Raw genomic sequence first — 13,119 nt, forward strand, 5'->3', positions numbered from 1 at the left:
TACAGACAAAGGCATGTGGGACGAATAGGCTTACATATGATAATGAAGGATTGATGTTACAAATTGGCTATCTGCAACAGTTAGGAGGAGTAAAATGCCAAATTTGACCCCTGCTGCACGTCTGAAAGTAAAGGCAGACACCTTCTTTCTCCCAGTTCCAAATGAAGGTGTATATTTCCGGAATAACTTAGGCACATTCCGTATGGAAGGCGAGATGATCGATCGATGGATTGAAAAACTGATTCCGATGTTTAATGGGGAATACACATTGGAGGATTTGACGGACGGATTGTCGAGCTCACACCGGGACCGGGTGTATGAAATCGCGGACGTACTACACCAAAAGGGATTTATTCGAGATGTGAGTCAAGATCGATCTCATCAATTGACGAATGGGATTATCCAAAAGCACGCTGCTCAAATAGCCTTTTTAGACAGCTTCGGCGATTCTGGCGCATACCGGTTTCAATGTTATCGACAGGCTAGCGTTTTAGCGATCGGGTCAGGCCCGTTTTTCGTTGCGTTGGTTTCAGCCTTAATTGAGTCTGGACTGCCCAGGTTCCATATGCTGATAACGGATTCTGTGCCCACGAATCGGCAGCGGCTGATGGAATTGGCGGAGCACGCACGCCGAACGGATCCTGAGGTGCTTCTTGAGGAAATCACTCTGGGTAAAGAAGGAGCTGACGGCTGGCGAGACGTCGTGCAGCCGTTCCAATCGATTCTGTATGTCTCTCAGGAGGGAGATGTTGAGGAGCTACGGCGTCTCCATTCGATTTGCAAAACGGAGAAGAAGATTTTTGTGCCGGCTATGTTCCTTCATCAGACAGGAATGGCGGGCCCGGTCGTACATCCAGCGTCAGAGGGATGCTGGGAATCCGCATGGCGTCGCTTACACGAGACAGCTGTTTATAAGGATCCGGCGCTGCATGTCTTCTCATCTACAGCTGGAGCGATGCTTGCAAATGTGATTGTGTTCGAGTTATTTAAAACAGTGACCGGAGAATCGGAGTTAAGAAATTCGTTCTTTCTGCTTGATCTGGAAACATTAGAAGGAAGCTGGCATCCATTTATGCCGCACCCTATGATACATGGTTTTGCGGCAGCCCAAAGGGTTCAAATATCGAATATTTCGATTGATAGAGGCCCGGACAAAAGTGCAACGAACCGTTTGCTGACATACTTTAACCAATTGACTTCGACACAAACGGGGATTCTCCATGTTTGGGAAGAAGGGGCGCTAAGGCAGCTACCGCTCTCTCAATGTCGTGTTCAGGCGGTTGAACCGTTGTCAGAGGGACCTGCCAAGCTGCAGCCGGAGCTAGTCTGTGCAGGACTGACGCATGAGGAGGCGCGGAGGGAAGCAGGGTTGACCGGAATTGAAGCGTATGTATCACGATTGGTCAGTATGGTCGTAAATACGAAAGAAATTGTCGGTATCGGAGTAGGGGAAACGGCTGCGGAAGGCGTTATCCGCGGATTGCAAGCAAATTTGACCGAGCAGCTAGCGAGGCAACAGAAAGATCGGAAGCATTCTGTTATTCGGACTCAGTTAAGTAAGGTGGAGGATGAACGCTGCCGGTTTTATTTACAGGCTTTGACTGCGATGAGGGGAGCGCCGGTGATCGGCATCGGCGAGGAAGTGTTTGGATTCCCAACAATGTGGGTCGGTACAGGTGATTTCTTGTATGGCAGTACTGGCTTGAATAGTACAAAGGCGTTGCAGAAAGCGCTCAAAGCTGCATTACATAGGGTGCAGAACAATTCCGCAGTCTGTGCGGCCGAAGTGCTTCAATCATCATCGGTGAATTTTGGAAAAGAATTAGCGGTTGATCTTGTGATCCCATCAAGTGAAGAAGCATCACAACCGAAAGTTTTGCAGGATGCTTTACAAATTTTGAGAAAGAATGGTAAAGAGCTTTTTGTTGTGGATTTGGCCGTGGAACCTTTTTTGAAAGAAGGGCCTGAAGGAGTATTCGGTGTGTTGCTGCGAGAGGAGGAGTCCCGGTGAACACAGTGGTGGCCATTATCGGGGTAGGCGAGTTGGCGGACCTGGTATGCAGAGAGATGTCCGCCTTATGCCGGATTGTACATTTGTACGATTTTAAGGCAGGAATACCAGAAAGGACGGATTTAGCCTTGGTGCTGCACGATGCTTGGCATCCTTCCGTTCATGAGGAGGCGGAGGAACTACTTCGGGCAGCAGGAATTCCATGGCTGCGAGGCTTTGTCGCATTTGGTGAGGGCGTGGTAGGACCGCTGATTCGCCCAGGTTTGTCCGGGTGTTCGCAATGTGCCGATACCCGGCGTCTCTTGGCGGGACGTGACCGTAAGGAGATGTGGATGCTGCAGCAGCGTCTGACTGAGACTGAAGGAATACCGAGTGATGCGTGGGTATCCCGCACTGGACTATTACAGATGACGTTCCTGCTCGTAGCGGAGTCGCAGAGGATCCTTCAGGGCGATCGGCCCCTTTCGGAAGAACGGATGTATTTCATAGACTTAAAAACGCTGAAATGCACAAGCCACTTCTTTCTGCCGGATCCGTTATGTCCAGTTTGCGGTGGTTTGCTTGACGATACACCGTCTACAGCCAGAATCTCACTGCAACCAAGTCCTAAGATCAACGAGAAAAGCTACCGCTGCCGTTCGTTGGAGGACATGAAGGGATTTCTGATTGAAGATTATCTGGACTATAAAACCGGCTTTTTGAATGGGAAAATGATCGATCTTTTATCACCTTTCGCTGATGTGAGTGTAAATCTTCCGATGTTTAACCAAGACGAGGCAACGGCAGGTCGAACTCATTCCTATGCGGATAGCGAGTTGACTGCCATAATGGAGGGATTGGAGCGGTATTGTGGTATGGCGCCACGCGGCAAAAGGACGATGATCAGAGACAGTTACCGCAATTTAGCGGATCATGCTCTGAATCCTGTCACAGTTGGCTTATACGCGACGGACCAGTATAAGCTACCCAATTTTTCTTTTAAGCCATTTACTCCTGACGAGCCAATCGATTGGGTTTGGGGCTATTCATTTGAACGTCAAAGTCCAATAATGGTTCCACAACAGCTCGCTTATTACAGTTCCAGCTGCGGACAAGGGTTTGTTTATGAAACGTCCAACGGATGCGCCTTGGGAGGAACCTTGGAGGAGGCCATTTTCTACGGCATTATGGAAGTGGTAGAGCGAGATTCATTCTTGTTGACTTGGTACGCACAGCTGCCGCTTCCTCGGCTTGATCCTTTATCGGCAGGCGATCTAGAATTGGAACTCATGGTCAGCCGATTGCAAACGGTGGCGGGATTTGAATTGCATTTGTATAACGCGACTATGGAGAACGGAATCCCGAGTGTTTGGGCATTGGCGAAAAATACGAAACCTAAGGGAGTAAACCTGATTTGCGCGGCTGGAGCACATCCGGATCCAGTTCGTGCGGCCAAAAGTGCAATTCATGAATTATCAGGGATGATGCTAACTCTTGACGAAAAGTTCGAGGCTAACCGGGAGCGGTATGTGCAAATGTTCCACGATCCATCTCTCGTGCTCGAGATGGAGGACCATTCAATGCTGTACAGCTTGCCGCAAGCAGAGGAGCGCCTGAAATTTCTTCTGGAGGAAAACCGCCCTCTGCGAACATTTCAGGAGGAATTCGACCGGACACCGACGCATTCGGACCTGACCGATGACTTGAAGGACGTCCTTCTGATGTTCCGCCAGTTGAACCTCGATGTGATTGTGGTAGATCAGACAACTCCGGAATTGAAACGAAACGAATTGTACTGTGTGAAAGTACTGATTCCAGGAATGCTGCCGATGACGTTCGGATATCATCTCACCCGTGTGACTGAACTAGAGAGGGTGTTGAAAGTACCAGCTCTACTCGGTTATGTGAAGCAGCCGTTGCTTCTAGAACAACTCAATCCGCATCCGCATCCTTTCCCATGAAACGGCCTGAGGAGGGAGTAGGATGAGTCTGGAAAAATTTCTGCAAAATCTCCATGCGGATACCTCTGAGTCGAGTCAGCCGGTTAAGGAAATTGATTGGGAGGACGCGCCACTTAGCTATAAGCTCTATCGCAACTTGCCGGCCATTCCTTTGTCCTCGGAAGTACCTCTAACGCTTATTGGACATGAGTCGCCCGCCAATCCTGATCTGACAACAATCGGTCATTTCCTCTGGCATGTATATGGTCTCACTCAATTAAGCCAATACCCAGCAGCAAATGTCATAAATGAATCAGAGCGCCCGTTACAAATATACCGGCGTTTCATTCCATCAGGTGGCGGGTTGTACCCGAATGAACTGTATATATATTTGAAGACAAAGGATGTTCCTGTCGGAGTTTACCATTATGATGCGGCGCACCATCGTTTGGTATTACTTCGCAAAGGAAATTTCGATTCCTATATGAACCAGGCTCTCGGCAACCGATACGATGTGTCGGCAAGTTTTGGTATTGTATTTGTGTCGGTTATGTTTTGGAAAAATTTTTATAAATACAATAACTTTGCTTTTCGTCTGCAGGGTCTAGATACGGGTGTACTGATCGGGCAGTTACTTGAAGTAACGAAACGGTTCGGTTACGAATCAGATGTGTATTTCCAGTTTCTTGATCGTGCGGTCAACCATCTGCTCGGGATATCCGATCGGGAGGAGAGTGTGTATGCGGTGATTCCGCTCTCGATGGAGCCCACAATCTGGAATAATAATGGAATTTATGGAGAAGAGGATATTTCTGCGGATAATTTGTGCAGGGAACTACCGGTCATTCGGCATGAACACTATGTGCGGTCACAAAAAATCAAGGAGTTCCCGATGCTGACCAAGATGAATGAAGCATCCATGCAAAATTCAACTGGAGCTTTTCGTCACGTCAGGGCATTGAAGCATGTTGATAGAGGGATACAGGCGATATATATGCCCCGTGTTGAGCGGTTATCGTATGATCTGGCTTCGATTTGCCGAAAGCGGTATTCGCCTGAGTCGGATTTCGTATTGAACAGGGTGACGCAAACGAATGTGGCCGCTTTGCTGCAAGAGGCTGCGTCTTCCTTCTCATATCACAATGATTTAAAGGGACCTCTTGAAAATGTGTCTCGTATATTCCTGTACTGTTGTTTGAGTAACGTTGAAGGTATACCGGACGGCGCTTACCGCTATGACAGCTCAGCTCATTTATTGCGCCGAGTACTTCCCGGAGATCATCGGGTATGGTTGCAACAGGGAATGTCCATGGATAATGTTAATCTATTTCAAGTACCACTATGTTTGCATGTGGTTGGTGACAAGGACCATCTCAAATCGTTGATAGGGTATAGAGGATACCGTATTCAACAGATGGAAGCGGGGATGCTTGTACATCGCTTACTGCTAGCGGCATCTGCTGTCGGAATGGGAGGGCGGCCTCTGCTCGGATTTAATCCAAGTATTTGTGATGAAATTTATAATTTGGCTCCACAAGGAAAAACCAGTCTTATCCAAATTCCGATTGGCCACTATCGTCAGCGCCCTCGTCTGGAAGGGGGCTTGCATAGCTAGAAGAAGGGAAGATAAGAGCAATGGTAATGGGCGTTCTTTAGGCTATGGGAGACTTAATAAAGTATAAATATGCCAGTTAGCAGATGGAGAAAGCTGAAGAATCAATAGCTGTTTAAGCACTTCCTTATACACTTGGAAGTGCTTAAACAGCTATTGATGGTTTTTGAAGACTGCAATGGGTTATTCGGTTCAGTGTAGTATCCGATAGAAACAAGACAATCAACCGACTTGAATAGACTCTTTGAGGCTGCCGCGTGCAGCTTTTTGTGCTAGACGGGCAGTTATGCGAAAAAACATTGATAGTTTTTATGGCTCAAAACCGAAATCAGCGCTTGACGAAGTCATTCGATTCCGTCTCCTTGTCCAGCCTAGCCCTGGAAAAACTTAAGAACGATAATGACAGCGCACACAACTTTATTCGAATTTATTCGACTTGAAGCCACTGCCTGCTCCCCAAAAAACTGCATTTATACAGCCTTTAGCCAGTATTTCCGAAGTCTCATAGAATTCATGCAAATGTGCATTTATTTTTCCATTCTTAGCTGAAGCGGAGCGTTTTCCATGAAAATGGATGTACTTTTGCAGGTTTGTTCTCACTACCTCAATTCCGGTAGGAAAATAACTGCATGTTTGCAGGAATTTGCGAGGACTAGTGGTCGTGGAGGGTCAAGTACTGATTTTGAGGTTGGTCCGTTTTTATAGCAGAATATTTTTTGAGGTTCTCTCGCCCTAAAGCAACTACTGAAATACAGCATTCGTCTAAATCTATAAATACATCTTTAGGATGCGAACCCATGAACCCTTTCTCAAAGTCTAGTATAAAGAAAAGCGTGAATCTGTTTACTGCAGTTTTCATAACCTTGATGTTATCGGCATGTACGGAGCAACGAAAAGTAGAAGTTCAATCGCCACCCGTAAGCTCCCAACCTGCTAGCTTTCAGGAATCTGTAGGCCAGCCTGAGCCACCCAAAACCGGAGAGGCAGCCCCGAAGCGTTCTTCTCTTTCTAGTGATTGGGAACAGGTGAGTCGAATCCAGCGTATACTTGGTACAATTACAGATATCCAAATCTCGAATGGTAATGTTCAATCTATTGACCTAAAGGTGAAATAAAACGTAAATCCAGTCAATAACCCAGTCGATTACGATTACATTGATCAAACACTGCATTTAATTGTAGATGAACCATTGAGTACTGCAGGCAGTCTCCAAGACAAGCTGAAAAAAGGTTCCACTTTCCTAGTAAATTTTGCTCAATTCGCTATTCCCTCAAAGAGTGAAATTGTGCTAGCGTCCAGATTTTCCTATAATTACTTCTTTTACGAGCATAATGATTCTTTTATGGACACAAAAGGTCAGCCTTTCGACTTAAAGGCGGAATTTGAAGCGGCAAAACCAACCACAGTGCCTACACCAAAGACGGATAGAAAAATACTGTATGCACTGGGTGAAAACCAATTGACCTAACCGCTTACGGAAATTCCTTACTACCGCCAAGGAAAATCCGAACCCTTGCCAGAGATCGTTTTCAAACAGTATAACGAGGGACATTAACCGTGGTTAAGCAATCCTCTGACTGTTGCATTAGTCAATTGTTCCAATTTGATAAGTTCAGATGAAGTAGATATACTGCAAAATAAAGCTACAATCGGCGAGAAGAACATCGTAATAGATTCGGACAGGGTCATTACCGAGGTCAGCACGAAAGACAAAGAAATGAAGGTGGTGATGAGCAAACCCGGAGGTATCACCTACGACATTACTATGGACACACCACAGGGAACGGATGTATTATTCGTTAAGCAAATCATTGCAAATACTCCAAGTAAATAATAAAGAGGATATTCATCAGAAATCCCAAGAGGCAATTAATAGGAACTATAGTTGAATAAGTTACCAGAGCAAGTGCCGCGGCAGCCTGATCCGAGCCCCTAATGATAATGAGAATTATTTTCAATTATGATAGTTTAATAGATAGGAAAGAAAGGGATGACCGATTTATGAGAATTAGTGACCATATCGTATTGTGGAATCATGTTCTCATCAGAGTGATGGACGTTCGTCTCATGCTGCTGGAGCCTGGTGAAGTGATGCGCGGATATCGCGTGCCGACAAGCGCTTTCCTGTATGTCACTAGAGGTAGTGCCCAGTTGCACCTAGATGGAATCGAAAGCCTCATGCAACGATTCCATGTTCTACACGTGGGGAAAGGGCTTAGCCTTGATATTGCGGCTATCGAGCAACTGGAATATTTTATGGTGCTATATAAGGCAACATTGCCGTTTCCGAGCCGATATGAATTGGTCAGTCTGATGGAGCGCGAGAATCCGTTCCAGTTGTGCTATAGTTTAGCTCCTAAGTTTCCGATATCTTGGCTGCAGAAGCTGGAGCATATGTATCAAATATGGCAGGCACCAAGTCCGCTCGATAAACTCAAAGTAAAAACACTATTCTATCACTTGCTTTATGAACTGGTAGAGCAGCTGCACGAACAAGGGGTCGACGTCATTCGTCCCGATCTCGTCAGACAAGCTGTTTATTATATGCAGGAGCATTATCAGGAAACGTTGACGCTGGAAGCATTGGCGGACACGCTGGAATGTACGTCCAGACAGCTGCTCCGTTTGTTTAAGAATCAAATGGATACAAGCCCGATCGTGTATTTGATTCAACTTCGGGTGAACAAGGCTAAGGCGCTTCTCGTCTATACGGATAAAACGCTAAAAGAGATCTCTGAGAGTGTCGGGTACGCGGATAGTTACTATTTCAGCCGGATTTTCAAGAAGCAAGAGGGCGTCTCTCCCAAAAGATTCAAAGAGTTAAATGCCCGGGAATGGCGTCGAAATAATCCATTCCCGCTGTCGGAATATCCCATTGTGGCGAGTGGGCTTAGACGCTATAGTAATAATGGTTATGAGAACCATTATCACTACTTGGAAGAGGGAGATTCACAGATGTATAAGAAGTCAAGAACATGGATGACTGCGATGGTCGCCATCTGTTTCACATTATTGCTCAGCGCTTGTTCAACCGGGTCAACGGCAACGCCGACAATGACGAATGGAGTGACGCCGGTCCCTACCATCAATGTATCTCCATCCTCTGCGAATAAGGAAGCCGATGCCCCGCGAGTCATTAAACACGCGATGGGTGAAACGACGATCAAAGGTACGCCATCCCGAGTCGTTATCTTGACCAATGAGGGGACGGAAGCGCTGCTCGCAGTCGGTGTTAAACCGTTGGGAGCCGTTATGTCCTGGATTGGCGAACCATGGTACGACCATATCAAGAACGATATGCAGAATGTAACTGTCGTCGGAGATGAATTGCAACCTAATCTTGAACTGATTGCCACCTTGAAACCGGATTTGATTATCGGGAACAAAGCGAGGCAGGAGAAAATTTATGATCAACTGAAGCAAATTGCTCCTACGGTGTTCGCGGCTGACTTGGTTGGGGATTGGAAAGTCAATTTCAAGCTGTACTCAGAGGCGGTAAATAAGAAAGATGAAGGCGAGAAAGTGATGGCTGCTTTCGACAAGCGTGTAGCGGAAGTAAAAGCTAAGCTTGGCAGCAAGGCGGCAACGAAAGTTTCGCTGGTTCGTTTCTCGGCGGCGCAAGTGCGTGTCTACCAGAAACAGACATTTGCCGGTGTGCTGCTGGGCCAATTGGGCATCGCACGTCCCGAGTCGCAAGACAAGGACTCTTTCATTGAAATTTTGAATAAAGAAAGTATCACTAAAATGGATGGAGATGTCCTGTTCTACTTCGTTTCGGAAACGAAAGGGAAGACGGATGCAGCAAAGGTGGTAAAAGAATGGTTGAATGATCCTTTATTTAAAAACTTAAACGTAACGAAAGCCAATAAAGTGATTAAGGTAGATGAAGGTATTTGGAACTCCGCCGGTGGGTACAAAGCAGCCAACTTGCTGTTGGATGAATTGATGGAGTATTTCGATGTCAAATAACAATATGTCTAAAATCATCTTATTTAGGGGTAAGTCTGGGACTGGTAAATCAACCTTGTCAAACGAGCTTGGTAAAAGACTCAAACTACCTGTATTACATAAGGACGATATTTACGATTCAGTTGCTGGTATTGTTCCCGAACATGATTTGAGAAACAAAATATGTTTCGAATTTCTGTATCGTTTCTTACAAACGGTTCTTGATTCTGATGCCACGATTATACTTGATTTTGGGTTGAATAATACCGATGGCGTACGGAGTTTAAAGACCTGGGTTGAGGAAAGAGGCGGGGAATTAGTAACATTCCTATGTACCTGTAGCAATGAGACCATTTGGTCTGAGAGACTAGCTGACCGAAGTGTAAATCCTCTGCCTAATCAGTTGATTACTAACTTATCCGAACTCAAAGAATATTATAAGAATTTAAAGACGGAGCATCTTGAAGGAGAATTGATTCTGGATACGGTTGAGGAAATAAAATCACTTGTTGATCAAGCCGAAGCTTTTATCATGGAGCAAAATAATGGATTACTCTAATATAGTTGAGGAGTCTGCCTTAGTGGCAGCTCTTCTTTTTGTTTAATGGAGTCACGGGTAGAATAATGCAAAATGAAACTGCTTACATGACCTACAGTATATACAGTATAATTAGAAAATAGAATTTTTTTTAGGAAAGGGTTGTAAGCATGCCGAAATTATTATTCGACCCAATGAAACATCCTGATTGGATTCCGCCTCAGACTGCAGAGTGGCACGCGAATTTGGCGTCTGAAACCGGAAGGTATAAGTATCCATGGAACTCGGTGTTCGATGAACCGCGAGCCGAAGTAATCTTTGCGGACAAAATTGCGGCCTACCTCAAGGAGAACGTACGGGTATTGGACGTTGGCTGCGGCCACGGTGAATTCACGAAGACGTTTGCTCACAAAGCAAAAGAAGTCGTGGGGATTGACATCAATGAGGAATACATAGCCTCAGCAATAGAGGGTACAGGCGAATCCGTAACATTTTTTGTCGTTGATGCCGACAAACGATTGCCGTTTCCTGACGACTCTTTTGACGTCGTTTACACGAAAAAGGGGCCGTGGCTATTCCACAAGGGAATTGAAGAAGGCCATAGGGTTATTAAACCCGGCGGCATAGTGCTGGGATTGTATCACTGCGGAACAGACGGCGGGCTTCGAAACCTTTTCCCAGGGTTATATTATCCATTTCCGGGCAGTTACCTAGACGATATTAAAGCCAAGTTTGAACGCCAACTGTCCGAAAGCAATCTAGAAAAAGTTGAATTACAGATATATGAAGAGATTGAATATCTGTCGAGACCTGAGGATGTCCTGATCAAGAAATGCTTTGGCCAGAAGGAAGCATTGAAGAAAATTGTCTGGCAGGAATGCCTGAAACAGGTTGAGGAAATATTTCTTCAGCATACCACTCCAAGAGGTCTAAGGGTCGTGAACTATCATGCTTTAATGATCGGAAGGGCGAGGTAGCTTCAGTGGGAGGAAAGGATAGCGATCATAGCGACATTGATCTTTGCTACATAGGTGACTTTGTAAATTTTGGACGAGAGAGCCTATTTTATAATGGTTGAGAATTTCAGCATATGAGTGCACCTTTGTCATGGTTTGAACATGTAATAAAAGAATATGAACGAAATGGTACCAATATTGCCACCATTACTATTATGCTTGCAACTGGCCTTTGTATTAAAGGAGAGAATGAAAAGTGGCGGAGTCTACAATCCATAGCAATTGCTTCTTGACTTAATGGATCCACCCTGCTTTCCGCAGATGAAATTCGCAAGATTCGAGTAAGGATAAGATCGGCAGCTGCGTTGTGAGGGACGGGCAGTTATCCATAATTTTAACAATATTTAGTTCACTCGGTAACAAACCTCCACATTTTCACGTTTATTTTTTGGAGGTGTCTGTATGAATAAATTAACAATTTCTATTTTCGTTTTAATTGTATTAATTGCATGTAGTAAATCCTCTCCTTCTGAAAACACAATTACAGTAAAACGTTCTGCTCCCACTGACCCAGCTGTTACAATGAACGCACCGCTTTATAAAAATGTACCATTTTCAGTTACTATGTTCGCCCCTGTCCAATTAAAATCAAATGAAGAATTTACGATTGAGGCTACTCTAAAGAATATAATTGATGTTGATTTAAACATGCGGCATGCAGCAGGTGTATTTTACTTCTCTATTAAAGACAGTAATGGTAAGCGTATTAACACATTTGTTATGCCAATGGTAGGAATAAGTCGAACTATGCCAGGACAAGGTGAAATCACCGAACAGTATAAATATAAACTTGATAAACCTGGCTATTATGAAGTTTCAGCTATAGCTAAATTTTCAATCGGTGAAGGAGAGAAAACAAAAGACTATGAACTTAAAACCAATATTGCAAGTATTGAATTTGCAGAATAGAAATTGTTAAATACTAATAGGAAACGTTAGCCTAATGACCAGCAAAAAGGAGGTAAAATGAAACAAAGTATTAATAACAATTTTAATGATTAAGGGAGTGAGAAGGTGAATATACGTACAGCTCGTCTTGATGACATTCCACAATTAATCAACATGCGTTGGCAATTTACTTTAGAACATGAGGATGTGCAACCTCAAGTGTATAAGGAATTTTTAGAAGTATATGGGGAGTTTCTAAAATCGGCATTAGATGACCACCGGTGGACTATTTGGCTATCTGAAAGAGATGGTGAAATACTGTCTCATGTTTTTATTCAACAAGTGGATGTAGTTCCTCGACCCGGTAAAAAAATATCTCCTTTAGGATATGTTACAAACGTGTATACCCTTCCAGAGCATCGAAATAAAGGAATTTGTGGAGAGATTCTTGAAATGGCAAAATTGAATGCAAAAGATGAAAATCTAGAGCTACTTATTGTTTGGCCAAGTAATAAAAGCGTTAACTTTTATCAAAGACATGGCTTCTCACAAAATACTGAAAATATGGTAGCGGTTTTAAATGACTATTAAACATATATAATCTCTAAGCTACACGAAGGCAATAGATTTATCAAGAACTACATAGCAATCGAGAAGAAATCACATCAACTATAGCATGATAAAATCAAAGAAGATTTGAAAATTCTTAATGTATTAAAAATAAATCCTTAAAAAAAGGGAGACGAGCACGATGGCAAATATCGAGCACATGCAGACTGTAAATGTTCCGGCTTCAACGGTATATGAAGCTTTAACCACTGCAAAAGGACTTTCAGAAGTATGGACAAATGAACTAGTAGTCAATGATCAGATCGGTTGTATAAATGAATTCTTATTCGGCGGCAAAGGCTTAACAAAGATGCGAATTGATGAGCTTGTTACCGATAAAAGGATCCTGTGGCAGTGTGTGGATTCAGATCCAGAATGGATAGGTACGACTATTTCTTTTGATTTGGAGGAAAAAAACGGGAAAACTTCAATCATTTTTCGTCAGATGAATTGGAAGGAAGTGTCCGCATTTTATCGTATATGTAATTATAACTGGGCTATTTTTTTGTATAGTCTAAAACAGTATTGCGAAGAAGGGGAGGGTATTCCGTATCATAAACGAAAGTTTTAGAACCAT

11 protein-coding genes are annotated in these 13,119 nt (G+C 44.1%); all 11 read left to right on the top strand.

Annotated features, from left to right (window positions below; all coding sequences use genetic code 11):
• Positions 1-94: 94 nt before the first annotated feature.
• The 11 genes from ACFQ0C_RS15905 (at position 95) to ACFQ0C_RS15955 (ending at position 13,113) form a co-directional block, all read left to right on the top strand.
• Entirely contained in the window at positions 95-2,011 is a 1,917-nt protein-coding gene (locus ACFQ0C_RS15905; protein ID WP_379368055.1) for a putative thiazole-containing bacteriocin maturation protein, read from the top strand.
• Positions 2,008-3,951, top strand: a complete 1,944-nt coding sequence (locus tag ACFQ0C_RS15910; RefSeq protein WP_379368056.1) for a TOMM precursor leader peptide-binding protein — start codon at positions 2,008-2,010, stop codon at positions 3,949-3,951. Before ACFQ0C_RS15905 ends, ACFQ0C_RS15910 begins: the two co-directional genes overlap by 4 nt.
• Positions 3,952-3,973: 22 nt before the next feature.
• Positions 3,974-5,545: a SagB family peptide dehydrogenase gene (locus ACFQ0C_RS15915; RefSeq protein WP_379368057.1), complete on the top strand. Its 1,572-nt coding sequence runs from the start codon at positions 3,974-3,976 to the stop codon at positions 5,543-5,545.
• Between the two features lie 1,283 nt (positions 5,546-6,828).
• Positions 6,829-7,011, top strand: coding sequence for a hypothetical protein (locus ACFQ0C_RS15920; RefSeq protein WP_379368058.1), 183 nt, complete (start codon positions 6,829-6,831; stop codon positions 7,009-7,011).
• Positions 7,012-7,146: 135 nt separating this feature from the next.
• Positions 7,147-7,377: a hypothetical protein gene (locus ACFQ0C_RS15925; protein ID WP_379368059.1), complete on the top strand. Its 231-nt coding sequence runs from the start codon at positions 7,147-7,149 to the stop codon at positions 7,375-7,377.
• A gap of 167 nt (positions 7,378-7,544) precedes the next feature.
• The gene (locus ACFQ0C_RS15930; protein ID WP_379368060.1) at positions 7,545-9,512 is read left to right on the top strand and encodes an ABC transporter substrate-binding protein; all 1,968 of its coding nucleotides are present in this window, start codon (positions 7,545-7,547) and stop codon (positions 9,510-9,512) included.
• Positions 9,502-10,050, top strand: coding sequence for a P-loop nucleotide/nucleoside kinase family protein (locus tag ACFQ0C_RS15935; protein WP_379368061.1), 549 nt, complete (start codon positions 9,502-9,504; stop codon positions 10,048-10,050). The genes ACFQ0C_RS15930 and ACFQ0C_RS15935 overlap by 11 nt, the downstream gene beginning before the upstream one ends.
• A gap of 149 nt (positions 10,051-10,199) precedes the next feature.
• The gene (locus tag ACFQ0C_RS15940) at positions 10,200-11,006 is read left to right on the top strand and encodes a methyltransferase domain-containing protein (RefSeq protein WP_379368062.1); all 807 of its coding nucleotides are present in this window, start codon (positions 10,200-10,202) and stop codon (positions 11,004-11,006) included.
• A 441-nt stretch (positions 11,007-11,447) separates the two neighbouring features.
• Positions 11,448-11,954, top strand: a complete 507-nt coding sequence (locus ACFQ0C_RS15945) for a hypothetical protein (protein WP_379368063.1) — start codon at positions 11,448-11,450, stop codon at positions 11,952-11,954.
• Between the two features lie 105 nt (positions 11,955-12,059).
• Positions 12,060-12,524 carry a GNAT family N-acetyltransferase gene (locus ACFQ0C_RS15950; RefSeq protein ID WP_379368064.1) on the top strand — a complete coding sequence of 155 codons (465 nt, stop codon included), beginning with the start codon at positions 12,060-12,062 and terminating at the stop codon, positions 12,522-12,524.
• Between the two features lie 160 nt (positions 12,525-12,684).
• Positions 12,685-13,113: an SRPBCC family protein gene (locus ACFQ0C_RS15955; protein ID WP_379368065.1), complete on the top strand. Its 429-nt coding sequence runs from the start codon at positions 12,685-12,687 to the stop codon at positions 13,111-13,113.
• Positions 13,114-13,119: the final 6 nt, after the last annotated feature.

The organism is Paenibacillus sp. GCM10027630, from assembly GCF_042676305.1.
Taxonomy (GTDB): Bacteria; Bacillota; Bacilli; order Paenibacillales; family NBRC-103111; genus Paenibacillus_S.